The organism is [Scytonema hofmanni] UTEX 2349, from assembly GCF_000582685.1.
Classification (GTDB): Bacteria; Cyanobacteriota; Cyanobacteriia; order Cyanobacteriales; family Nostocaceae; genus Hassallia; species Hassallia hofmanni.
On record NZ_KK073769.1, the window covers coordinates 1,159,851 to 1,183,261 of the forward strand.

At 42.2% G+C, this 23,411-nt stretch carries 25 protein-coding genes and 2 pseudogenes; 17 read left to right on the top strand and 10 right to left on the bottom strand.

Annotation, left to right across the window (positions count from 1 at the left end; genetic code table 11):
* Nucleotides 1–8: 8 nt before the first annotated feature.
* The gene (locus TOL9009_RS0135340) at nucleotides 9–725 is read right to left on the bottom strand and encodes a hypothetical protein (RefSeq protein WP_029638183.1); all 717 of its coding nucleotides are present in this window, start codon (nucleotides 723–725) and stop codon (nucleotides 9–11) included.
* A gap of 202 nt (nucleotides 726–927) precedes the next feature.
* Here TOL9009_RS0135340 and TOL9009_RS41550 point away from each other — a divergent pair, with 202 nt between their 5' ends.
* Nucleotides 928–2,097 carry a hypothetical protein gene (locus tag TOL9009_RS41550; RefSeq protein ID WP_084763449.1) on the top strand — a complete coding sequence of 390 codons (1,170 nt, stop codon included), beginning with the start codon at nucleotides 928–930 and terminating at the stop codon, nucleotides 2,095–2,097.
* A 462-nt stretch (nucleotides 2,098–2,559) separates the two neighbouring features.
* Complete coding sequence (locus tag TOL9009_RS0135350) at nucleotides 2,560–3,171, top strand: 2OG-Fe dioxygenase family protein (RefSeq protein WP_186227764.1); 612 nt, start codon at nucleotides 2,560–2,562, stop codon at nucleotides 3,169–3,171.
* Nucleotides 3,172–3,189: 18 nt separating this feature from the next.
* Here TOL9009_RS0135350 and TOL9009_RS0135355 read toward each other — a convergent pair whose 3' ends face one another.
* Nucleotides 3,190–3,588, bottom strand: coding sequence for a helix-turn-helix domain-containing protein (locus TOL9009_RS0135355; RefSeq protein ID WP_029638187.1), 399 nt, complete (start codon nucleotides 3,586–3,588; stop codon nucleotides 3,190–3,192).
* Nucleotides 3,589–3,641: 53 nt separating this feature from the next.
* On the opposite strand from TOL9009_RS0135355, the gene TOL9009_RS44145 reads away from it, so the two are divergent.
* The 3 genes from TOL9009_RS44145 (at nucleotide 3,642) to dnaX (ending at nucleotide 7,383) form a co-directional block, all read left to right on the top strand.
* A complete protein-coding gene (locus TOL9009_RS44145) occupies nucleotides 3,642–3,785 on the top strand; it encodes a ribbon-helix-helix protein, CopG family (RefSeq protein ID WP_072022215.1) in 144 nt (47 codons plus the stop codon).
* Nucleotides 3,786–3,884: 99 nt separating this feature from the next.
* Nucleotides 3,885–4,847, top strand: a complete 963-nt coding sequence (locus TOL9009_RS41555) for a DMT family transporter (RefSeq protein WP_063628736.1) — start codon at nucleotides 3,885–3,887, stop codon at nucleotides 4,845–4,847.
* Between the two features lie 199 nt (nucleotides 4,848–5,046).
* On the top strand, nucleotides 5,047–7,383 hold the full coding sequence (gene dnaX, locus TOL9009_RS0135365) for a DNA polymerase III subunit gamma/tau (RefSeq protein ID WP_029638190.1): 2,337 nt from the start codon (nucleotides 5,047–5,049) through the stop codon (nucleotides 7,381–7,383).
* Here dnaX and TOL9009_RS48180 read toward each other — a convergent pair.
* Genes TOL9009_RS48180 through TOL9009_RS0135375 form a run of 3 tightly spaced genes read right to left on the bottom strand, consistent with a single transcriptional unit; the run spans nucleotide 7,340 to nucleotide 9,893 of the window.
* Nucleotides 7,340–7,504, bottom strand: coding sequence for a histidine kinase (locus TOL9009_RS48180; protein ID WP_186227765.1), 165 nt, complete (start codon nucleotides 7,502–7,504; stop codon nucleotides 7,340–7,342). The two genes, dnaX and TOL9009_RS48180, sit on opposite strands and share 44 nt — an antisense overlap.
* A gap of 6 nt (nucleotides 7,505–7,510) precedes the next feature.
* Complete coding sequence (locus TOL9009_RS0135370) at nucleotides 7,511–8,965, bottom strand: glycosyltransferase (RefSeq protein WP_029638192.1); 1,455 nt, start codon at nucleotides 8,963–8,965, stop codon at nucleotides 7,511–7,513.
* Nucleotides 8,919–9,893 carry a radical SAM protein gene (locus TOL9009_RS0135375; RefSeq protein WP_029638194.1) on the bottom strand — a complete coding sequence of 325 codons (975 nt, stop codon included), beginning with the start codon at nucleotides 9,891–9,893 and terminating at the stop codon, nucleotides 8,919–8,921. The genes TOL9009_RS0135370 and TOL9009_RS0135375 overlap by 47 nt, the downstream gene beginning before the upstream one ends.
* A 422-nt stretch (nucleotides 9,894–10,315) precedes the next feature.
* On the opposite strand from TOL9009_RS0135375, the gene ebsA reads away from it, so the two are divergent.
* The 7 genes and pseudogenes from ebsA to TOL9009_RS0135415 all read left to right on the top strand — a co-directional run bounded on the left by ebsA (nucleotide 10,316) and on the right by TOL9009_RS0135415 (nucleotide 14,797).
* Entirely contained in the window at nucleotides 10,316–10,690 is a 375-nt protein-coding gene (gene ebsA / locus TOL9009_RS0135390; protein ID WP_029638197.1) for a type IV pilus biogenesis protein EbsA, read from the top strand.
* Between the two features lie 207 nt (nucleotides 10,691–10,897).
* Nucleotides 10,898–11,992: a phosphotransacetylase family protein gene (locus tag TOL9009_RS0135395; RefSeq protein ID WP_029638199.1), complete on the top strand. Its 1,095-nt coding sequence runs from the start codon at nucleotides 10,898–10,900 to the stop codon at nucleotides 11,990–11,992.
* A gap of 77 nt (nucleotides 11,993–12,069) precedes the next feature.
* The gene (locus tag TOL9009_RS50255; RefSeq protein WP_144238460.1) at nucleotides 12,070–12,831 is read left to right on the top strand and encodes a helix-turn-helix transcriptional regulator; all 762 of its coding nucleotides are present in this window, start codon (nucleotides 12,070–12,072) and stop codon (nucleotides 12,829–12,831) included.
* Nucleotides 12,832–12,909: 78 nt separating this feature from the next.
* Nucleotides 12,910–13,092, top strand: a pseudogene (locus tag TOL9009_RS46610) (PadR family transcriptional regulator); the annotation flags it as partial.
* Between the two features lie 98 nt (nucleotides 13,093–13,190).
* Nucleotides 13,191–13,694 (top strand): DNA-processing protein DprA, encoded by a 504-nt coding sequence (locus TOL9009_RS0135405; protein ID WP_029638201.1) that lies wholly within the window; start codon nucleotides 13,191–13,193, stop codon nucleotides 13,692–13,694.
* Between the two features lie 103 nt (nucleotides 13,695–13,797).
* Nucleotides 13,798–14,190, top strand: a complete 393-nt coding sequence (locus TOL9009_RS0135410; protein WP_029638204.1) for an MAPEG family protein — start codon at nucleotides 13,798–13,800, stop codon at nucleotides 14,188–14,190.
* Nucleotides 14,191–14,305: 115 nt separating this feature from the next.
* Nucleotides 14,306–14,797 (top strand): YajQ family cyclic di-GMP-binding protein, encoded by a 492-nt coding sequence (locus tag TOL9009_RS0135415; protein WP_029638206.1) that lies wholly within the window; start codon nucleotides 14,306–14,308, stop codon nucleotides 14,795–14,797.
* 253 nt (nucleotides 14,798–15,050) lie between these two features.
* Here the strand turns inward: TOL9009_RS0135415 and TOL9009_RS0135420 are convergent, their stop codons facing one another.
* A complete protein-coding gene (locus TOL9009_RS0135420; RefSeq protein WP_029638208.1) occupies nucleotides 15,051–15,515 on the bottom strand; it encodes a hypothetical protein in 465 nt (154 codons plus the stop codon).
* Nucleotides 15,516–16,023: 508 nt separating this feature from the next.
* On the opposite strand from TOL9009_RS0135420, the gene TOL9009_RS0135425 reads away from it, so the two are divergent.
* Complete coding sequence (locus tag TOL9009_RS0135425; protein WP_029638211.1) at nucleotides 16,024–16,734, top strand: tetratricopeptide repeat protein; 711 nt, start codon at nucleotides 16,024–16,026, stop codon at nucleotides 16,732–16,734.
* A 229-nt stretch (nucleotides 16,735–16,963) separates the two neighbouring features.
* On the opposite strand, the gene TOL9009_RS41565 is transcribed toward TOL9009_RS0135425, so the two are convergent.
* Nucleotides 16,964–17,539 (bottom strand): peptidoglycan-binding domain-containing protein, encoded by a 576-nt coding sequence (locus tag TOL9009_RS41565; RefSeq protein WP_051503206.1) that lies wholly within the window; start codon nucleotides 17,537–17,539, stop codon nucleotides 16,964–16,966.
* A gap of 669 nt (nucleotides 17,540–18,208) precedes the next feature.
* Between TOL9009_RS41565 and TOL9009_RS0135440 the strand changes: the two genes are divergently transcribed.
* The 4 genes from TOL9009_RS0135440 (at nucleotide 18,209) to TOL9009_RS0135455 (ending at nucleotide 22,192) form a co-directional block, all read left to right on the top strand.
* A complete protein-coding gene (locus TOL9009_RS0135440; protein ID WP_029638214.1) occupies nucleotides 18,209–19,654 on the top strand; it encodes a RecQ family ATP-dependent DNA helicase in 1,446 nt (481 codons plus the stop codon).
* Nucleotides 19,655–19,862: 208 nt separating this feature from the next.
* Nucleotides 19,863–20,006 carry a hypothetical protein gene (locus TOL9009_RS48185; RefSeq protein ID WP_186227766.1) on the top strand — a complete coding sequence of 48 codons (144 nt, stop codon included), beginning with the start codon at nucleotides 19,863–19,865 and terminating at the stop codon, nucleotides 20,004–20,006.
* Nucleotides 20,007–20,096: 90 nt separating this feature from the next.
* Nucleotides 20,097–20,693 carry an IS607 family transposase gene (locus TOL9009_RS0135450; RefSeq protein WP_029638217.1) on the top strand — a complete coding sequence of 199 codons (597 nt, stop codon included), beginning with the start codon at nucleotides 20,097–20,099 and terminating at the stop codon, nucleotides 20,691–20,693.
* Nucleotides 20,694–20,731: 38 nt separating this feature from the next.
* Entirely contained in the window at nucleotides 20,732–22,192 is a 1,461-nt protein-coding gene (locus TOL9009_RS0135455) for an IS200/IS605 family element transposase accessory protein TnpB (protein WP_029638219.1), read from the top strand.
* Nucleotides 22,193–22,280: 88 nt separating this feature from the next.
* Here TOL9009_RS0135455 and TOL9009_RS0135460 read toward each other — a convergent pair whose 3' ends face one another.
* The 3 genes and pseudogenes from TOL9009_RS0135460 to TOL9009_RS49925 all read right to left on the bottom strand — a co-directional run.
* Complete coding sequence (locus tag TOL9009_RS0135460) at nucleotides 22,281–22,469, bottom strand: DUF6887 family protein (protein WP_029638221.1); 189 nt, start codon at nucleotides 22,467–22,469, stop codon at nucleotides 22,281–22,283.
* Nucleotides 22,466–22,642 carry a DUF6888 family protein gene (locus TOL9009_RS50660; RefSeq protein WP_398345438.1) on the bottom strand — a complete coding sequence of 59 codons (177 nt, stop codon included), beginning with the start codon at nucleotides 22,640–22,642 and terminating at the stop codon, nucleotides 22,466–22,468. Before TOL9009_RS50660 ends, TOL9009_RS0135460 begins: the two co-directional genes overlap by 4 nt.
* A gap of 555 nt (nucleotides 22,643–23,197) precedes the next feature.
* Nucleotides 23,198–23,245, bottom strand: a pseudogene (locus tag TOL9009_RS49925) (HNH endonuclease); the annotation flags it as partial.
* Between the last annotated feature and the right edge of the window lie 166 nt (nucleotides 23,246–23,411).

Consider the following 23,411-nt stretch of genomic DNA (forward strand, 5'->3'; position numbering starts at 1 on the left):
CTCCAGTCCTATTTATTACCAGCTTGAAATTGATTAAACAATTCCTGGACAATCAATTGCGGATCGTCTGTCTCAATTCCTAACTGTTGGGAAATTTGCTTACGTAAGCCTTCATCCTGCTGCAACATCACAAACAACTCGTCTAGAGTGACGGTTTGCAACTCTTCCTCCGGCAGAATTTCTGACTCTTCTGGGGGTGCAGGATTGGTTGCTAATTCTTTTTTCGGCAGAGTTTCTAATTCTGCGGTGCTTTCTGTTGCTTGATTCGTTTGTTTGGGTAGAGGAGTGGTCTTGATCCCATCTGGTCCGTCATACTCCCATACTGGTTCACTTACATTGCGTGTCAACAGCCGCATTCCAATATCATAAGCAGCATCGCCGACTCCGCCCACTTCCAACTCACCCAGATCCACCATGCGAGATGCTAATTCATTATTAGGTGCAGGGGAAGCGAGCAATTTTTCACTAAAGTGCTGTAACCATTCCAGCCAACGTTCAGTTGAGATGCGATGTTCAATATTATCTAGCCACTTCAGCGCCCAAGCTTGCCCTCGTGCTTGATGTACACCTTCTAAAAGTTCGCTGAAGAGAAATTCCAGATCCGTATCTGTCAGGGGTGGAGCAGGTTGTTTTTGAACATCAGCCACAGATGACGATGAAGTCTGCTTTTTGCCAAACAAGCGTTGAAAAAACCTTTTAAGCCAGTGAAGGAGCCTATTGAGCATCTGCTACACCCCTGAGTGTTGGTTATTTTAAGATTGTAGCGATGTCTACGACACACTTGATCGCTTAAGCGCTTTGGGAATTAGAATTTCTAAATTAAAAATTAATAAATCGTAACAATCTATATGAAATGAATTTTGTTGCCTGCCTGATTGCCAATGTGCCGGAAAGGAGTAATATCTTGAAAGTTGAAAAAACCACAAGATGATAACAGATTTACCATCAAGAACAGATCCAAGCACAATTTCTGACAGAAAGCTCTGTGTAGTAAACAGCTACAATGAATGGGACACTCTGCAAGAAGTCATTGTCGGTCGAGTTGAAGGCGCTGCCGTACCTCAATTTGAAGCGAATGTTAAGGTGGATGCGCCACCCAGATACTGGAGTTTTTTTCAACAGTATGGAGGTCAACCTTTCTCTGAAGACCTTGTTGAGGCAGCGTCAAAAGAACTCAATGAGTTCTGCAAGATTTTAGAAGCCGAAGGTGTAACCGTGCGGCGACCAGATAGAATTGACTTTTCTCAGTTGTATAAAACTCCAGATTTTGAAGCTTCTGGGTTGTATGCTGCCATGCCTCGCGATGTCCTGATTGTGATCGGCAATGAAATTATCGAGGCTCCGATGGCGTGGCGATCGCGTTTTTTTGAATATCGTGCTTATCGTTCCTTGATGAAAGAGTACCTTTTAGGAGGAGCCAAATGGACAGCAGTTCCAAAACCCTTAATGTCAGATGAACTCTACGATTTTGAGTTTGCTGCCAAATCGCCAGAAGAGCAGGAAGCATTGGTTGAAATTGGACGGTATGTAACCACGGAGTTTGAACCCTGCTTTGATGCTGCTGATATTATCCGTTGTGGGCGCGATCTATTTGTACAGCGCACTCACGTCACGAACGAAATAGGAATTACTTGGCTCAAGCAGCATCTGGGCGACCAGTTTAGGGTTCATATACTCAAGTTCAAGGATTTCAATCCAATGCACATTGATGCAAGCCTTATGCCCCTAAAGCCTGGATTAGCCCTAGTTAACCCGGAAAGACCATGTTATCAAAGTGAAATCTTCAAGAAAGCTGGTTGGGATTTGGTCGAAGCAACACAACCCACCACGCCAGACTCTTGGAAACTTCCCATTGCTAGCAAGTGGATTAGTATGAATCTTCTCTGCTTAGATACAAAACGGGTTGTCGTGGAAAAGCAAGAAGAACCGACGCAGAAACTCCTAAAAGATTTGGGATTTGAGGTGATTCCTGTTGATTTCCGTCATGTGTATACGTTTGGTGGTTCATTTCACTGCGTAACCTGTGATGTGCGGCGGGACAGTCAACTTGAAGAGTACGGATTTAGTGAGCCTTGTGACAATCTTGTCAAAACTTAATCGAAGGCAGCATGTACCAAGCTAGCAAACTACAAAGTTCCTTATACACAAGTACATGGTGACTTCTGGTTTGAGAATATTATGGCAAATGAGAAAAGTTACATCTACTTTCATTAGCCCTGTTTTGTCACAGGATTTCGCTTCGATTATTGTTTTCCGAAAGTGACAAAAGCGGGTTAGTTTGATTGCTTCATATCTCATCCATTTTTCGGGTAACCGTTCACGAGGGGGTCAATTTTCCCCCTGTTCCCTGTTCCCGCCCCAAAGGGCTTGGTAAGAATTTAGAACAAATCCGTTGGAATAATGATTAACTCAAAGCTAATAAATCGAATCAGTGAAGTTATGAATGCTATATGTGTAAATCAGAATATTTGCTCTGAAGTTCTTGAGAAAGGTTTTTCTTGTATTTCTGGCGAAGACTTTTTTTTCGATAAGAGTCTTGAATTTCATAAAGATATATTCATGAAGACCTGGGATGATTTAGTACTTGATGAATGCATGGCAGATAATGGAAAATATCGTTTTCGACGTTTCGGTACTTTCAATTTTCAACCCCTGACTGGTGAATTAGAATACCAGCCTAATACGAGTTACTTTCAAAGCAAGGATTACAATCTAATGAATGGTGGGATAGAGCGAGTATTTGCCCCGCTACATCCTCACACAATTAATAACATTTTCTTTAAAGAATTGATTCTCTTCAACTTTAAGCAATTCTTTATTAAAGAAGAATTTATCGGGCTTCTTTGGAAAGTGGGAATTCATCAGCTTCGTATTATAGCGGAACCAGGTATCGTAGGTTTACCTACACCTGAAGGTATCCATCAAGATGGAGAAATGTTAACTAGTCAACACCTTATTCAACGAGAAAATATTAGTGGAGGAACTTTCCTGATGTATGACGATAGGAAACAACTCTTACATCAATGGACTCAGTTAACTCATTTTGACTCTATTTACTTTGAAGAACCTCGTACCATGCACGCAGTTACTCCAATAGAGTCCGAAGATAACTGCCATCAAGGAAAAAGAGATGTCTTGCTAATAGGCTATGACCCAATACTACTCGATTAAAGGGGCTTGGTAAAAAAATCACGTAGGGCAGTTAGGGACTTCAAGTTTGTTTTGACATACTATTCTAAACCGTGCTGATTGCTGATTGGTTTTCTTTTTAAATTTGGGAGTACCAACTTTTTTACCTTTGCGTTTCCCTTTTAAAGAATCAAAAAAGTTTTTGTATGCAACGCCCAAATCAGCTACAGACTGTTGTAATGGGACGTTAGAAACTTCAGACAACCATTGTCGCTCAACAGTTTTCTTTGCTTGAGTGATTACTAATTTTTGCAAGTCGTTATTGCTTGGCAACTTTTCTGATTGCTTGCAGATAGCCAGGGCATCGTTCCAAACCACACGGACGCAACCAAACAATTGAGACAGCCATGATTGTTGTTGGTCTGTTGGATAGAAACGATATTCATATCTGGCTTTCATTGTTTTTCCTTTAATCCTGCTATTATTGTATATCATATCGACATACAAATACAATGAATAAAAGTGTATTTTTTCGACTAACAGAAGAAGAACTGGCACATCTTGAAGAGTACTGCGAATCGTCTGGGAGGACAAAATCTGATGTGCTTAGAGATTTGATTAGGAAATTAAAAATTAATAAAAAGCCGGCTCATTGAAGGACGGGGCTTGTATCCCATATTTTCGGTCAAATTCTGTTTGTGAGTTTCTGTTAAAGTTAGAAAAAATGAACTCTTAAGTAAAAACATTATCAAACAGTGCAAAAAGCTTCGTATATTCAGGGCTTAATACTGCTAGTTGTTATCACTCTAATCTGGGGTACGACGTTCCCCTTGGTCGAGGATGCTGTCAGGGGCATATCGCCAGCTGCATTAATTGCTGTTCGGTTTGGGATGGCATCTGTGATTTTTACACCCCAGTTACGCAGTATAAACAGTAAACTCTTAAAGGATGGCTTGCTATTAGGACTTCTACTCTTTAGCTCCATTGCTACCCAAGCAGTGGCGCTAGAAACCATACATGCCAACAGAGCAGCATTTATTGCTAGCCTGAGCACAATTTTAGTACCACTACTGGGGTTGCTCCTCGGTCAGCCCTTACGACCTAAGACTTTCCTTGCTGCCTTCCTTGCTTTCAGTGGTATTGGGGTAATGTCTTGGGAAAGTGGAGCTTTAGTTATCGGTGATCTCTTAATGTTCTGCGAAGCCTTCGTCTACTCAATTTACCTGCTGGTACTAGAGTCTGCTACGCGACACCACCCATCTCAAGCACTAACCGCAATTCAGCTATGGGTCATAACATTGCTGGGTGCATTTTGGGTAGGTCCTGAACTAGTTGGGCAGCTTGAGGTAATACATAACAACCTCCCTGCCATCATCTACCTGGGTGTGATTGGTACTGCTGTAAATACTTGGTTGCAAGCGATTGCTCAACGTTCGGTTTCGGCTTCTGAAGCAGCGCTCTTCTACACCCTTGAGCCAGTTTTCGCAGCAATATTCTCGTTTTTGCTGCTTGGCGAGAAGTTAGGAATAAGCGGTCTGATTGGCGGAACTTTTGTGCTGGTGGCAATGGTTTTAAGCCAAACCAAAGTTAAGGATACCCAAGACGATGGCAAGGTAGACAGATGCGAACCAGTTGTTGCGGTCTTGACAGCTTCAGATACCCAAGTGGTTGATCTTTCGGTGAGTATTTTAGAGCCTCAGAAACAATATGAAAATTAACTTTTAGTCTAAAGTCCAGGAAGAAGGAAGACAATTATTAGCGGCAATTTAGGTATCCTAAACATTGGGCGGTAAGTTTAAAATGGTTTCATGCAAACTCTTTTGAGTGCTACTAATTAACCAAGGAAACGCGGTAATTCCCCAATCCCTAGTCCCCAGTACAACCAGTCCCCTAAATTGGCATTGACATTTCAATTCCATGTCTTACGAACCGCTGCACCACAAGTATCGCCCAAAGAGTTTTGCTGAACTGGTGGGTCAAGAGGCGATCGCCTCTACTCTCACTAACGCCATTCGTACAGCTAAAATAGCCCCAGCATATTTATTTACTGGTCCACGAGGTACCGGGAAAACTTCGAGTGCCAGAATTCTCGCCAAATCCCTCAATTGTCTTAATAGTGACAAACCCACAGCAGAACCTTGCGGCATCTGCGATGTCTGTAAGGGTATCACTAAAGGCTATTCTCTAGATGTAATTGAAATTGATGCCGCCAGTAATACTGGTGTCGATAATATCCGCGAACTCATTGAAAAGGCGCAGTTTGCCCCGGTTCAATGTCGCTATAAAGTTTATGTCATTGATGAGTGTTTAACAGGAGACTCTCTAGTTTTAACCAGTGAAGGTCTTGTTAGGATTGATGACTCTAACATTCAGGGTAAAAAGGTTCTCAGTTACAATGATGCAAATCGAAAGTGGGAATTCCAAAAAGTTGTCAGATGGTTAGACCAGGGAAAACGTCAGACTCTGGTTATCAAGACAACAAACCAAGAAATCAGATGTACGGGTAATCATTTAATCAGGACAGTTGACGGATGGATACCAGCAAAACACCTGAAAAAAGGAGCGAAGATACTATCCCCTGCGAGTGTGGATGCTAAATTTAGGCTCGTAGTAGGCACTTTAGTGCCTAAAATAAGCGCTAAAGCGCTTACAACGAATATTCCATACCCGCAATGGACTACAAGTTTGGAAACGGTCGAATCTGTGCACCTCGCTGGAGTTGAGCAAGTTTATGATATTGAAGTTGAGCATAATCACAACTTTGTGGCTAACGGTCTGTTAGTCCATAATTGTCACATGCTCAGTAATGCGGCATTTAATTCGCTACTAAAGACATTAGAAGAACCACCGAGGCACGTTGTCTTTGTCTTAGCGACAACAGACCCGCAAAGAGTTTTACCAACGATTATTTCTCGCTGCCAAAGGTTTGATTTTAGGCGAATTCAAGTAGAAGCAATGGTGAAGCATTTAAAAGCGATCGCCAGCCAAGAAAATATCAATATTTCTGGAGACGCTGTAAAATTAGTTGCCCAAATTGCTCAAGGTGGATTGCGTGATGCAGAAAGTTTGCTCGACCAATTAGCACTATTAGCCGGTGAAGTGACACCAGAGAGAGTTTGGGATTTAGTCGGTTCGGTAAGCGAACAAGATTTGCTGGTATTGGTGAACGCGATCACTGACAATAATCCTGAAGCTGTTCTTGACAGCACCCGCAAAGTCCTTGACCGTGGTCGCGAACCTTTAACTATTCTTCAGAATCTTGCCGCATTCTACCGCGATTTACTCATCGCTAAAAGTGCACCCAAACGCCAAGATTTAGTTACTTGTACAGACCAAACTTGGAAAGCGATCGTTGAATTCGTTCAAAAGTTAGACATAACTACAATCTTGACAGGACAGCAACACCTACGAACCGCTGAAGTGCAAATCAAAAACACCACTCAGCCGCGTTTGTGGTTAGAAGTAACATTGCTAGGCTTATTACCCAGTGCCAACATTCAACCCGCACCTACAAACCTAGCACCCATCGCTACCCCAACAGCATCACCAAGCAATCATCTTTCCCCCACTCCCTCATCCCCCTCAACTCCCTCAACTCCCTCATCTCCCCCACAGCAGGCTTCTCCCAGTCCCCCACCAGAAACCCCTCCGGAATCCAACGATGCTTCACTTGCAGAAACTTGGCAAAAGGTAGTGAGTGACCTACCACTTCCTAAACGTTCATTGCTGAGTCAAATGTGCCATCTGATAGAGTTTGATGGTAATGCTGCCCGGATTGGAATCAAATCTCCGCATTGGTATAAAAAGTTTCAGGCAGAGCCGCAGTTAATTACCACAGCCTTTGAAAAGGCTTTCCAGCGTCAGATAAAAGTAAATCTAGAATTAATCAACGGTTCACCACCTTCTGCCCCCCCAAAGCCTAACAGCGTTAAAGCGGAGCCTCCACCGAATTATCAAACCAAAACTCAAAGCGATAACATAACACCGCCGGCAGCAGAAGTAACGGTGCCAGCAAAACAACCTCCTGCAAAAACTGAATCTCCTTCAGTTCCCCAAGCAGTGCAAATGCCTCCACCGCTTTCCCCATCAGCAACCGTTGATGATATGGAAAATGCTGATAAAGTGGCGATCGCAGCTCGATATATTGCGAATTTTTTTGATGGTCAAATTATCCGCTTCACAGAAGAAGTTGTAGAAGTGTCAGATACAACTACACCTGATTCGTTAGAAGAACCGGAAGTGGATGAAGATTAGGGCATGGGGCATTGGGCATTGGGCATGGGGCATTGGGCATTGGGAAAAAAGAACTATTTGCCTCATCTCCCCCTGCCTCCCCTGCATCCCCTGCCTCCCCTGCTTCCTTGTCCCCAGTCACCAGTCCCTAATCCCCAGTCCCCTGATGCACTGTTTTCACCCATTTGAGCCGCTTTGGTCTGACTGACATACGGGCAGTGGTGCTGCTCATGACTACAAACCAGTGGAACATGTATATAATTCCGCGTAATGTCTGAAGCAAGGGGACAAAGTAGCTGGAAACGCGAAATTTTTTCTCTTTATCTTGACGTATCCGCTTTAGACCTGCGAACATACCCGCCATTGACATGGTAAGTGTCAAGCCGCTGACTGGACTGAGAATTGGTGGACGATGACGAGCGATCGCCATCAATAAATCTGGTACTGCTGCTGTCGGTAAAATATACATAATCAGCAAAAACATCAGCAAATCCCAGGTTTTACTTCTCCCCATGCGGTTACGAACAATCAAATCCCAATAATCTAAATACCGCTGATATCCACCTTCTGCCCAACGGTTGCGCTGATGCCAAAGAGCGATCGCATTCGTGACGCCCTCTTCTTCCACCGCTGAATTAAAAGCACAATCAATATCCCAGTCGTTTAGATGCAAGCGGAATGTCAAATCTAAGTCATCGGTGATGGTTTCTTCATTCCAGCCACCGCAACATTCCAGGGCTTCGCGCCGGACAAATTGACCATTTCCCCGCAGTTCGCCGATTCCACCAATGGCAATCCGTCGCTTTTGGAAAACGGCATCAACTGCCATTTCTGCCATTTGACCTTTTGTCCAAAAGTTTTCTTTGGCGTTGGCGATCGCTTTTCGTACCTGCACCGCGCCCAGCTTTTCTTTGGCAAACAAGGGTATTACCCGCAATAACAAGTCTGGCGACACAATCGCATCAGCGTCAAACACCGCTATAATTTCCCCTTGCGTCAGTGGCAAAACTTGATTTAATGCCCCTGATTTACCGCCACTTGCTTCGGCTGAACGTCTTAATACTTTTAGGTTATTGTATTTTTCCGTTAATTGTGCTAATAGCTGCGGCGTTGTGTCGTTGCTATTATCGTCAATTATCCAGACTTCGTAATCACCTTGCGGGTATTTTAGATTACAAAGATTATTGACTAAATTGGCAATAACTGCTTCTTCATTTTTAGCCGCCACCAACACAGATACTTTTGGTAAATTACCCAGCATTTCCTCTTCATAGGGGAAGAAATTATTTTCCCCTACTAAGTGTTCTTTGCCCGGTCTAGCAAACACAATTCTCAGGGCATGAATTCCTAAGACAGTGGTCAATCCTAGAATAAAAATAGAACCCCAAGAAACTAAATGTAAAGCGATCGTGCCGCTCCAGACAACAGTCAAAACTAGAGCGGCTTTTTTTCTCCGACCTTGAAACCGGGATGGTACAAACACAGGATCGGTTTCTACCTCTTTTATCTCCAACTCATCATCTCCCGATAGGTCAGAAAATAATGAGTTGAGCGGGTCAAGCTCGTTGTAAGAATCGTTTTCGGGCCAGGAATTCGCTGGCATAAGTTACTTGATTCAATAACCAGTATTTGTCTACACCCATAAAGAAGCTAGGTATCAGGTAACACCAAACCGTGCAACCTTCACACACTTTTAGCTTACCTTGAGATTGGCGATACTCTTCCACTTCTTCAGACTCACGATAGAGTTCATAAAGTCGCCCGTTAATCGGAACTCCGGTTTGGGCAAAATGGTAACAAGGTAGTAGCAGCTCGTCATTGGGAGAAATCGCAATTACGGCATCCACCGCCTTACAGCGGGGATTTTTGGTGTCATTGCCCCCAGCTTCAATAAAAGCCAATGCAGCCTTATTGTACCCGACATTTTTATATTTCCTCGCAGCAGCTTCGATTGCCGCTACCATTTCTGGGGTGGGGTTTTTATTAGAGTTGTATTGGTCATAAGCCGTAAAGGCAGGATTTAGCCAGACGCGAGCAGCTAGTTTTTGTCCTAATTCTGCGACTTCTTGAATGCGATCGTAATTTTGGGCAGTAACGGTATGATTTAGTACCGGATACTCTCCCAAGGATTTAGCGATCGCTACCGACTCTACCAAATTGTCAAAAATTTTCACCCCGCGTGAATGATCGTGAGTTTCTGCATCCGCACCATCCAAGGAGAAATTCAAAAAGTCTACTAAACCTTGAATTTCCTTAGCTTTTTTTGGATACAAAATTGTATTCGTCGTCATGCTGGTATAAAAACCCTGACGTTTTGCCTCTGTATAAATCTCCCCGACATCATGTCGTAATAAAGGTTCGCCACCTGTAAAATCTACATATTTAGTCCCCAAACGGCGTAAATCTTCTAAATTACGCTTAATCGTTTCAAAATCAGCTTCTTTGCCCGGTTCTAATGCCCAAATGTTGCAAAAGTGACAGCGAGCATTACAGCGATACGTCAAGTAATAATTTGCAACCAGCGGAGCCATAGTGTAAACCCACTAAAAGTTTTCCTTAAGACATCTTTAAACGGAGTTAACCAACAGTCAACATTCTTTTGGTAATGGTTGTTGGGTGGCTAGTGGTTATTCTACCAACCATTACTGGAAAGGGGGAAAGGGGAAGCGCTAAGAGCGCAGGGGAAAGGGACGGAAATACCGGAAAGGGGTAAGGGGGAAAGGGGAAAGGGGAAGCGCTAAGAGCGCAGGGGAAAGGGATGGAAATAAAATACGGATTTATTCAAATAACTCTATATTTCTCATCCTTTCCCCTTTCCCCCTTCCCCTTTCCCCTTTTCCCCTCCCCATTCGCCCTTTCCCCCTCCCCATAGTTATGCATAACAATTTTTTGGGAACACTATTCACGGGTACTTACATCCCCGGTTGTCAACTAACTTGAGAAGTATTAAATTATGTCTTTTGAGCAACTCCAGCCAGCAACTCAACAACAAGCAAGCGTTTACTTACCTTACGTTCAGGGCAGCAAACGCGATTTTTTGCGTTATGCCATCAGTCTTTATCAAAAAGGGGTTTTGGAGGGAAAACGCAAAATAGAAGGCAGCGAGCATGTTCCCTTTGTCGCTACTTGGAATATTGCCACCCTACCTTCAGATTTAACTCGTTGCCGATTCCAGTTTGATGGCGACGCGGAGTTAAGTTATGAAGTGATGATGGCAAGTTTCGAGTTTATTAATTTTTTAATTGAACTGATGGAAAATTATAAACGTTATCGCATGACTGATTTTTCACAAGCATTTTACCGCAAACTGCTGCGTGTAGAGGAATAAACCAGGCAAAGCGGGGAAATATAATTCAATAATTGTCTGTTTTAGCAACTTCGCCCAAAAAAGGTAGGATTTTGAGCTAGAAAGTGTCCTTGAAATTTGGGCGATCGCATGACTCAACGAATTTAGTAGCAACCGGGAAGTGCAAAGTTCGACCTAGAATTAAAATCTAGCTTGGTTCTACTTTCTTTTGAAATAAGGAGTGCATGTGTGCCAAAATCCGCTAAGTATTTGCTCATTGGCTCAACCGAAACTTACAGTGGCAAATCTGCCACAATTTTAGGTTTGTCGCATCAGCTACAGAAAAAAGGACTAGATATTGCCTACGGTAAACCGCTAGGTACAAGTTTGAGTGAATTTGAAGGAAGCGTAGTTGAGGAAGATGTGCAGTTTATTGCCAACAGCCTCAATTTACCTTCTAACCGAATTGCACCAACAATGCTTGCTTTCAATGAAGTAGCTATACAAAAACGCTTGCGTGGAGAAGACAAAATTGATTATCGTGCCACTTTGGCACAGCAATATTTACAAATATCGAGAGGTGATTTGGTATTGTTGGAAGGTCCTGGCGATTTGTCAGAAGGCAATTTATTTGACTTGTCTTTGCTGCAAGTGGCTGATATTGTTGATGCAGGTGTGTTGTTGGTATGTCGTTATAAATCGTTGCTTTCAGTTGAAGGGCTGTTATCTGCAAAACAGCGTGTAGGCGATCGCTTAATTGGTGTTGTCATCAACGATATCCCCATAGCCGAAATAGAAACTGTTGATACTGTGTTGCGTCCGTTTTTGGAACAACAAAATATTCCCGTACTGGGAATGTTACCAAAAAATGACTTACTACGCAGTGTCAGCGTTGGCGAACTGGTCAAGCAGTTAAATGCCGAAGTTCTTTGTCGTAGCGATCGCCTAGATTTAATGGTCGAAAGTTTAGCAATTGGAGCGATGAATGTCAACTCGGCGGTGAAGTATTTCCGCAAACGGCGAAATATGGCGGTAGTTACAGGAGGCGATCGCGTGGAAATTCAACAAGCAGCTCTGGAAACTTCCACCCAATGTCTCATCCTTACCGGACAACTCCCACCTCCCCCTTTCATCCTCAATCGCGCTGAAGAACTAGAAATCCCCATTTTGTCAGTTGACCTAGATACCCTCACCACTGTGGAAATTATTGATCGCACTTTTGGGCAAGTGCGCGTCCACGAACCAATTAAAGTTCATTGCATTAGTCAATTGATGGCTGAACATTTCGATATTGACCGCTTGCTGTCTCAACTCGGCTTAAATCCAGCAGTGGCTTTACCGTAGATTAATAATTGTGACAATTAGCATAAATGTCACACGCCAACCTTTATTGATGGCAATGCAAGTCATTCAGTTTCTTTATGCACTGGAACCACGAGAAAATAGACTTAGGCGCAATTGACCCTCTGAAACTGCCCTCGCTTCCCTTGGACAAAAAAGCGGATCTCCCTGACTGCCCAGCCATCTATTTTGCTGTTTCGGGTTCTGGGGAAATCCTTTACGTAGGTAGGACTGCTGCCCTCTGCCGTCGTTGGATATCGCATCATAGATTTAAACAACTGAATGATTTAGGAAATGTAAAGCTGGCTTGGCTGCAATGTGAAGAGCCTTCAATTCTCAAAACCCTTGAGGCACGCTTGATTTGTGCGCTCAAGCCAAAGCTCAACGAACAGCTACCATCAAGCAAGACACTTTTTTCTTACTTCGACGTTTCCCGAAAAGACACCAGCCCAATACAACCGCAAGGCAGCAAATTGGGCTGGGCAATTTTGACGGTGTTAATTGAGTCTCCCTGTAGTGGGTATGACTTGGCAAAGCGATTTGATGGCTCTGTGGGCTTTTTCTGGTCAGCTAGTCATCAGCAAATTTATCGGGAGTTGTCCAAACTTGAGGATAACGGCTGGATAACTGCCGAGATAATTCTTCAAGAAGGACGCCCAGATAAAAAGCTTTACCGTGTCACAGAGTCTGGAGAACAGCAGCTTAACGAGTGGATTGCTACTCCTTGTGAACCTACACCAATTAAAGATGATTTACTGGTAAAGCTTTTTGCCGGCTACGTTGCCCCTCGCGAAACAATATTGGCAGAACTAGTAGTCCATGTCATTAATTCTGATGGGTAATCAAATTTCCAAAGCCTTAAAAATCAATTATTTTGGTAAGTTGAAACCCCTCAAAACTTATGACATGAACTACTAGAGCATCACCGCGCTTCTCATCAACAAAAATTGTCAACATACAAAAAATTAGAGCAGCGGTACTTTCAGAATCCTGAACAACTAGCAGAACAAGCAAAGTTTCAGTACCTAACACTACTCAATGGTGTTAATTATGAAACTCATTGGCTAGCTTGGTGTGAGGAAGCCATCAAGCTACTAAGCTGATTAATCCAGTAAATCTAGCAATGTCTAACCATAAGTAGTGTTACATTTACCTTGATTTGGTAGAATAACTGGGTTGTTTAATCTGATTCTGTCCATCTTTGAGTCAGTCCATAGACCTTATTAACCTCGATACATTAGCCCAAGAACTGGCAACTATCCAGCAAACAGGTTCTAAACGAATCGCCTTGCTAGGTTCGCGCCACGTTCCGATTACGCATCAAAGCCTCATTGAGATGATGACCTATGCCCTGGTTTTATCAGGGAATCGAATTATCACCTCTGGTGCCACAGGTACCAATTCAGCTGCCATCCGGGGAGCAATGCGGGCTGATGCCAATTTATTAACGGTGATTCTACCCCAAAGCTTGGAACGCCAGCCCAATGAATCACGCCAGCAATTAGAACAGGTAATGCATCTGGTTGAAAATCCCAGTAACGATCATCTGTCTCTTGGTGAAGCTAGTTACCTGTGTAACAAGGAAATTGTTTCTCGTTGCCAACAATTAATTTGTTTTGCTTTTCACGACAGTCGCACTTTGTTGCAAACTTGTGGTGAAGCGGAAGAACAAAGAAAAGTGGTGACACTGTTCTACTTTGATTAGTCATTAGTTATTGGTACGAGTGTCGTTGGTATGTGTATTTTTGACCACTGACCAATGACTCTTGACTAATGACTAATAACTAATGACTCTGGACTAATAACCAATGACTATTCTTTTGTACTCGATCGCAGCCGCTGCGGTGCTAATTTATCTGCCGTTTTTGGTAGTGGGTTATGCTCGTATGCGTGTGGGATACGATCAGTCTGCTCCCCGCGCTATGTTTGACAAACTTCCTGATTACGCGCAAAGAGCTACTTGGGCACATCAAAATTCTTTTGAAGGATTCATGATTTTTGCTGCCGCAGCTTTGATGGCATACGTAACTGGTGTGAATTCTCCTATTGCAGTAATCGCAGCGATCGCTTTTGTTGCGGCTCGGTTGCTATACTCAATCTTTTATATTTTGAATATACCCCTAATGCGATCGCTCATGTTTGCTGTTGGCTCCCTCAGTTGGGGTACTCTTTTCGCCCTCAGCATAATTCAAGTTAGCTAATAGGGCATGGGGCATTGGGCATAGGGCATTAGGAAAAAAGAATTATTTTGCTCCCCTTGTCCCCCTTGTCCCCCTTGTCCCCCTTGTCCCCTTTGTCCCTAATCCAAAACGTTCTATGGCTTCTACCTATTCCTTTGATATTGTTAGTGATTTTGACAGACAAGAATTGGTCAACGCTATCGATCAAGTTGTCCGAGATGTTAAAAGCCGTTACGATCTTAAAGACTCTCAAACTACTGTCGAATTAGGCGAAGACAAGATTACCATCGGCACCGACAGCGAGTTTACTTTAGAGTCTGTACACACCATCCTGCGCGAAAAAGCCGCCAAGCGCAGTCTTTCTCAAAAAATATTTGATTTTGGCAAAGTTGAATCAGCCAGCGGAAACCGCGTCCGTCAAGAAATCAAACTCCAAAAAGGCATTAGCCAGGAAATTGCCAAGCAAATTTCTAAATTGATTCGTGACGAATTCAAAAAAATACAAGCGTCAATTCAAGGTGACGCTGTGCGGGTTAGCGCTAAAGATAAAGATGACTTGCAAACTGTGATTCAACGATTGAAGCAAGAAGACTACCCCGTGGCTCTACAATTTACAAACTATCGGTAAATAGAGGAGCGTTGGTTGTTGGTGGATAGTGGTTAGTGGATGGTGGTGGTTGGTGGATAGGAGTACTTTTTGACAACCAACAACGCTCCAAATACAGCAGATTGCGTTTTTATTGAATACACGTAGAGACGTTCCGGCGGAACGTCTTTAAAGGGTTTTGGGTTTTATGCATGTACCTCATTTACCTCAAATATGCTGTAACAACCAACAAATAACCACTAACCACTAACAACGAACAACCTTATTGAATCTTTTAAAGAACTTTGTGGGTATGAGAATGTTGTTTAACGTTATCTTCCTTGTTAACAACTCGTTTGGCATTTAGTACCCGCTTGCGATCGGTGGAATACTTAAACTCTGTATAAGTTGTACCCAGAGGAATCAGGGATTTTGCGACTTCGCGACGCTTGTAAGTGCGAGCAGCTGCAAACGCTCTGGGCACAAATTCCTCTCCAAATTGAGCTGAATCCGGAAAGCCATCTGGTAAAGAAAGCGTATCTCCGTCCAACACAGATCCTAAAGTTGTCCCACAAGCCAACTTATACGAGGTGGGAATACCTTTAAAAATTGCTTCTAAAGCCGCAGAGGGAATAGGTTCTATAACTTCAACTTGATGAACTTCTCCATCTTCTTTGATGAAGCATGTAGCCAAGCCGATCGCGATGTAATCATCATCGGCTAAGTCGGGAGCGTTGGCGTAGGAAATTGCGGTTGTCATAAAAAAATCTTCGCTCTTAATTTAAAAATCAGATTCAGAAATGGGGTAGCGGAAAGAAAATTCTTACTTTTCTGGCAAAAATTTCTTTATTGATGTGAATGATCGCAAATTTTCTGGGAATAATAAACCGTCGAGATTTTTAGGTTCCCCTAAAGTCATTGAGAAAGAAGGGTTGTGTAAATTTGGAGTTTTCCATTACCAATTCCCCGTACCCACTACTCCCAAGTCCCGATAAAGGGCTTGTTGGCATTCTACCAAGTTGTCGCTCTCACTTGTGACTAGTCTATTAGATTAAGAGATTGCTGTTTCTGGAATAGGACTTGGGGATGAAGTATCTATTATCAGGTTGAAGCATCAATTATTGGTATAGGGCGAACACTCCCACTTATTCTTATTACTTGTACCCAAGTACTCATAGACACCTTAACAAGTGACACACCGACGAAACCACTCTTCACAAGAAAATTATAAATTTATCTTACAGAGCAAGAGGCTCAGGCAGGAAAATATGAATACAAACCCATTTTTAGCATCTGAGAGTGAGCAAAATTACTTAAAAAAAGCTGTTTTCCAAAATACAGCAAATGCTCAACAGCATCAGGCTAACAGTAGCGGGGAATCTGCTAATAAAGACAGTTACTTACGCTCTTGTGCTTTGAGATTAGCCCAAATTGGAGATTACACCGAAGCGATCGCTCTGTTAAATCAACTAATCAACCGTCATCCCCACAATGCCGTTGACTATAATAACCGGGGGCTGATTTATTTTCAAAGTGGTGAAAGACAAAAAGCATTCTGGGATTACAACAAAGCACTACACCTCAACCCCAAGTTAGCTAGCGCTTATAACAATCGCGCAAATTATTACGCGGCTTGTGGAGAATTAACATCAGCGATCGCCGACTACGATCGGGCAATTGATTTGCACCCCAGCCATGTTCGGGCACAGATTAACCGAGGCATTACCTTACGTGACTTGGAACAATACGAAGAAGCAATTGATGCTTTTGAGATAGCATTGCTTTTCGGTCAACTCGAAGACCATATTTTAGCTGAACGCGGCAGAACTTATCATTTGTGGGGCGATTGGAATTGTGCGATCGCTGATTATCGCCGCGCTTTGAATCAACTACCGCTAAAAAGCACTCGTAAGGATGAACTTAGCTGGCGTTTGCGCTTACAAGTCGAAAATTGGTTGGGTGAGTTGCTGTGTTCTTAGTAGTTACAAGACAAAAGACAGGAGCCTTACAACAGCCTATGGCTAATATCGAATACACATAACAGACGTAGCAGTGCTACGTCTCTACAAGAAGAGGGGTTTTATATATGTACTTCATTGCGAGTATTTTTCGGGCGATGGTGCATCGTGCGTGCCATTCGGCTATACGTTCAAAGCCTGCCTACGCAGGCTTCAAAATTACACTCGCGTGCATATAAAATGAAATGCATCAATTATGCCAATTGAGGTAAGAAAAATTTCCGTCCCAATGCTCGTGCTTTTCATAACAGCTGTCAATCATATTAACGTAACAGTATTTCCCATGAGCATCTAACTTAATTAACGCCTTCCAGGTTTGAGGATTAATCACACCATCGGCGGTCATTTGGCAGGATATCTGAAAATGTTTGACAGCAGCAGCAGTTTTCTGTTGAAAGACACCATCGACTGCACCAAAATAGTAACCAGCGTATCTTAGTGCCTCTTGAACAGCTTTAACTACCGAACTAGCAGTACCAAGATGCAAGCGTGGCAAGCTAACAGGTCCCTCACACAAGAAAGCCCAAGTTTTTGGTCCGACAATGCCATCTATTGGTAAAAAAGTCAGGCATTGCAGGTATTTAACCGCAATTAAAGTGTTTTGATTAAAGTAGCCAGTTTCCGCCACATTTTGGGGAAACGACGATGCGGTATCAAATTCCCTTAGCCGTTCATTGAGAACTATTTGCATTTGTTTGACCTCTTCACGACTTGCACCTAATTCTAGGGTCGGTCTGTTGAGAAGACATGGAATTACCTTCACCATAATCTAGATATCTCATTGATACTTTTTAGCAGATAAAAAAATATCCATATGGTTTATGGTTATTCCGGAGAAACTTAGGGGTAATTTTTTAGGTGTAGCTTGATGTATACAAAAAAGTTAGCTGTTCTTTATTTTTACTCATCTTTCATATCAAGTTCGCTTGATTACTTAGGGCTTGCTGAATAAGTCTTTAAAGCGAATCTAGAAGCCACACAGGTTACAAAATGGTTGTTTCGTTGCTCAGTTTCCTTTCTTTACCTAGCGATCGCGCTTTGATTGTGCAAGGGTTTTGAGACTCTAGATGTTAAACAAGTGCACTTGTTTGGTGAAAAAAGGCTTAAACCCCTTATCTGGACTAGATTACACATTTATTCAGCAAGCCCTACTTATTAAAACCGAAGAACCCCACCCCGCCAAAGCTACGCTTTTGCTCCCCTCCCCGTTAACGGGGAGGGGTTGGGGGTGGGGTGCAATAACTGCGGGAATTATAACTAATTATCCGAACTTGATATCAGCCATATTTTGAGTAGTCAAAATGAAATTAAAAATTTTTATACATTAATCTGTATAAAATACTGAACCTTTAACTTGATACCCAAGCTATATTAATAACTCACGTCATGTAAATGAAGTGTGCAAGGAGAAGGGTGCATTTACCTACCATTAATTATGAATCAACATCAACCCCCAGCTTGGGAAGATGTCCGTGCTGCTTTTCAAAAAATTTGGGGTTATGATGATTTTCGTCCACCACAAGGAGAAATCATCCGCTGTTTGTTGGCAGAAAAAGACGCATTAATTATTATGCCCACAGGTGGCGGAAAGTCTATTTGCTTTCAGTTGCCGGCACTGCTACAAACAGGATTAACGCTAGTAATTTCGCCATTGGTAGCGTTAATGGAAAATCAAGTGCAGGAACTACGCGATCGCAACTTGAGTGCAGCGCTTTTGCATAGTGAATTGCCTTCTAGCCAACGACGTACAGTTTTGCAAGCTTTGGAACGACAACAGCTAAGATTGCTGTATTTATCACCAGAAACTTTACTGAGTCCGCCAGTTTGGGAAAGATTGTGTCAGCCACAATTAAAAATTAACGGATTAATATTAGATGAGGCACATTGTCTGGTACAATGGGGCGATACATTTCGACCAGCTTATCGAAGATTGGAGGCGGTGCGACCAGCGCTGCTAAAATTTAAGCCACAGGGAACACACATCAGCGTAGCCGCTTTTACCGCCACCGCCGATCCTCTGGCTCAAAAGACTATTAAAGAAGTCTTAAAATTAGAGAAACCAGCGTTTTTTCGTGTTAATCCATACCGTTCTAATCTTAACCCTAGTGTTCGCATTGCCTGGACACCAAGAGGCAGAAAGCAACATTTATTAAAGTTTATTCAAGAACGGAAACAAGAACCTGGGTTAGTTTATGTACGTACTCGGCGAGATAGCGAGAATTTAGCTGAGTGGTTGAGAGAAAAAGGTTATTCTACAGCTTCTTATCATGCGGGATTGGGTGCAGAAGAACGCCGTGCAGTAGAAGGGAGTTGGCTAAGTGGAAAAATCATGTTTGTTGTTTGTACTTGTGCGTTTGGGATGGGGATAAATAAGCCAGATGTACGTTGGGTCATTCACTTCCACTCACCACATTTGCTTTCGGAGTATGTGCAAGAAATTGGACGCGCTGGAAGAGATGGGAAACCAGCGCAAGCGTTGATGTTGATTAGTGAACCTACGGGATGGTTAGATCCAGAGGATAAGCAAAGACAAAGATTTTTTGAGGATCAGATGCGATCGCAACAACAAACTGCACAACAATTAATCAAAAAACTCCCGAAAAAAGGGGAAGTAAATGTAATAGCCAAACAATTTCCCGATGGTGCGATCGCTCTTTCTTTGCTACACAGCAGCGGTCAGTTAAACTGGCTTGATCCTTTCAATTACAGTATTGAAGAAAGCAAACCAAAGCAGTTAACGACGCAATTACATGCTGCAAAGCAAATGAATCAATATCTTACAACAAAACAATGCCGCTGGCAATTTTTGTTAAATGCCTTTGGTTTTGACAAAGAAGCTGAAAACTTGCGTTGTGGACATTGCGATAATTGTAAGAAGTAGTTAGTTGATGGTTGATACAGCAGATTGCGTTGTTATGAAATACACGTAGAGACGTTCCGGTGGAACGTCTCAGAGCGGGTTTTGGGTTTTACGCATGTACCTCCTAAACCTGAAATTTGCTGTAGTTGTTAGTTGATGGTTGATAATTGTTAGTTGACGGTTAACATGAAAACTTAGAGACAGTAATTGTAGAGCATGAGGAATAACTATGGATTTAGAATCTCAAATCAGAGTTGAATCAAGTCAAGCTCTTTCCATAGTACGCGCCTACTTGTCTCTCCAAGAAATTGTTGGTGATTTGTACGCAGAAGCAGACAATGCAGCAGCAGCAAGGAAATTATCCAAAAAATAAATCCCCTCTGAGATAACGCAGAGGGGTTGATAACTGTTGCCAGAATATATAGATTTACCTAGAATTATAATAAGTAATTCTGGGTAAAGAGTGGATAGACTGATTAGTATTGGTGAACTAGCAGAGTTAAAAGCCGTAAGTGTTGACACAATTAGGCGCTGGGAGCGTGAAGGCAAAATTAAATCTGTTAGAACAGATGGAGGTCATCGTCGGTATAAACTTGCTGACTTCGCAGAACAAGCTGTTGGAAAAACAATAGCCTATGCAAGAGTTTCAAGTCACGACCAAAAATCAGACCTAGACAGACAAGATGCCGTTTTATCTGCTTATTGCGCTTCTATGGGATGGAGCTACGAGGTGATTCGGGATCTTGGTAGTGGGATGAACTACCGCAAAAAAGGATTGACTAAGCTCATTACAACACTCTTAGATGGTGAGGTTGCAAGACTGGTCATCACTCATAAAGATCGTTTATTGAGATTTGGTTCGGAATTAGTATTTGCAATTTGCGAATATCATGGCGCAGAAATCATAATTCTCAATAGGAAAGAGGATGCAACCTTTGAGGAAGACCTCGCATCAGATGTTTTAGAAGTCATAACAGTTTTTTCTGCACGACTATATGGCTCTCGCTCCAGTAAGAACAAAAAGCTCCTTGAAAATCTTGCAAAATCTCTAGAAGAGTAGTATTGTATAGAGAAATAAACACATTGAGGGTCGAATCAATGTCAATTCTAACCTACTGTAAAGGATTGCCCACGCCAAAGTCAGAAATGAACTCACTTGGGCAAACCGAATTTGAAATGTTTCTAGAGTCTTACGCACCAATTTTTCGGAGTGCAGCGATTGAAACAGTTAATCATTTGCTTCCAGGTAATGAGTTTAATAAATCTCAATGGAACACGCATTTACAAAAAACTTATGGCATTAACAAACGACACGCTAACGGTGTAATCAGTTTTTCCAAGGGGAGAGTAGATGCTGCTAAGACTCATAGAGAACTGCATATTAAAACTATTGCAGGTAAGATAAAATCAATTGAGAAATGGCTTAAATCATCTGAACGCAAGCTAAAATTAGCACGAAAATTTTACGCTAAAAAGAACTGGCAGTATTCTAAAACAGGGTGCAATTTTCCTCTATCTTGCTCGTTAAAATACCATAATAGCAATTGGAATCATTTAAGGTTCCAGATTCACGGAAAGAAACGTAAACTAGCATTATTTAATAATAAATTAGAATATCTTAAAATCAAACCCCTTAAGGTTTCTGTGCCACACGGCAATATTTTTATAGTTGGATCTAAAGATGAATCCTATGGCAATCAAGTTGCACAGTGGGATAGCCAAGTAATCACAATTCGTGTTCCTCAATGCCTAGAGTCTAGATTTGGTAAAACAGTCAGTTCTAATATTGGTGATTTTGATCGCAATATAAACCGATTGCCGGAATCTGGTTCAAAGACTTGGCACTTTTTCTATAAAAACGGAAGATGGGTGGTAGCAGTTCAGTTCACTCCAAAAGCTGTAAAACAACAGTCACATTCCGTTAGTTATGGTTGTATAGGCATTGATATGAACCCCGGCTCAATTGGCTGGGCTTATGTTGATAACGAGGGAAACCTGAAGGTTAAGGGACAAATCCCGCTACAGATGGGATTGCCAAGTGGTAAACAAGATGCCCAAATTGTTGATGCGTGTCTTCAACTTGCAGCATTAGCTATTTCTTTTGAGTGTCCAGTTGTCTGCGAAGAATTAGATTTTAGTGAGAAAAAGCAGCGATTAGGTGAAGAGTCAGGGAAGTATGCTCGGATGCTATCTAGCTGGGCGTACAGTAGATTTTACGAACTACTTCAATCAATTCTGTCGAATCGCGGTATTGAGCTAATTACAGTAAATCCAGCCTATTCTAGTTTGATTGGATTGGTAAAGTACATGAAAATGTACGGATTGTCTAGCGATTGTGCTGCGGCGTTAGTAATTGCCCGTCGCGGTATGAGACTATCTGAAAAACCGCAAAACTCCATAACCGCCTATGCTTCGGTGAACGAAGACAAGCACGTATGGAGCTTTTGGAGTGAACTAAATAAAAAAATCAAACGTTCCAGTGAAATTAATCGCAGACACGATTATTTTACTGTTTCTAACTGGAGTTTTCTGGACAACCTCAGAGATGGGGAAGTTTAATCGCTAGAAAAGGACGTTTAAACTTACACCGTGGAGTTAAACTAGGTTTACCTAGATTTTTAGAAGCGGCAATAAAGATGCCTTTTTATCAACCAGCTTGACTGATACGCCTTTGTAGTTCAGCTTCAAATTCTTCAACAGTCCGGGTTACAACTTTGTTAGGACGCTGATCAAGTCTGTCCATTAAAAGATGAAACGCCTCGGTGTCTTGCGGATGATACCTTACGTAGTCCCGTAATTCATCATCTGTCATAGCTTGATAATCAGGTTTAGTCATGGAAATATCACTTCCCCATTTTGGTATATCTCTATTTGTATTGTGTCCCCAATCAAAACGTAAATGCGCTTTGTTCTTTCGTCAAGTCGCGCAAGGTTAACAGGCTGAAACATATTACTTGCTCTTACACATAGACTGTAAAACGCTTTCAACTGTTCTGTAGTCGGTTCCATCAAGCCCTCTTACTTCTCTGCTCATTCTTTACTCATGAAGGATAAATCAGAAATAAAGTTTATAAAATAACTAAAGTCTATAAAAGGGAAAAAACCAGTAAAAAATATCTGTTTTTACAGTTCCACTCAAATGTCTTATAGTTAGTAGTTTTAAGTTTTGTATACTTAGCAGTATAAGGCTTTAATGAAACAGGCAATAGAAGCTGGGAGAAGATGTAGAGAACTGATCCAGCAATATAGCCAGTCTAATATCACAACAACACCTTAAAACCTAAGTGCTATCTTTTTATACTCCTGAAGATAGTATTAAAGTCAGCGACTCCATCACGAGAGCCGCTGCTCTACAAAACCGTGCTTGAAACTTTTGCTTCACACGGCTCCTCAATGATTTGGTGTATGTCAAACATACCTCATTACCCATCTTCCTTCAACTATTTCTAGTTTTCTGGGGGCTTAGGCTCGACACTATTACAGTCGGATTGTTTTGCCTGGACTGCCATTGCTGGCGGTCTTTGTGTCGTGGCAATGTCTGTGAAGGAGTTGCCAGTTATCATATTTATCCTTTCCACCTTGCGATTTGGGGATAATGTGGTCAATCTCCATCACATCTTCCTCTCGGAAGTGTAAAATTGCATAAAGTGCATTTCCCTTTCTGCTTTTTCAAGAGTGTTGCCGCTCTGGTGGGCATTTCAGGATTTTCACCTTTTCTTTTGCTCCAATAAACTAGGTTCCCGTCGTATGGAGACGATTCGCCTTTAAATTTTACATG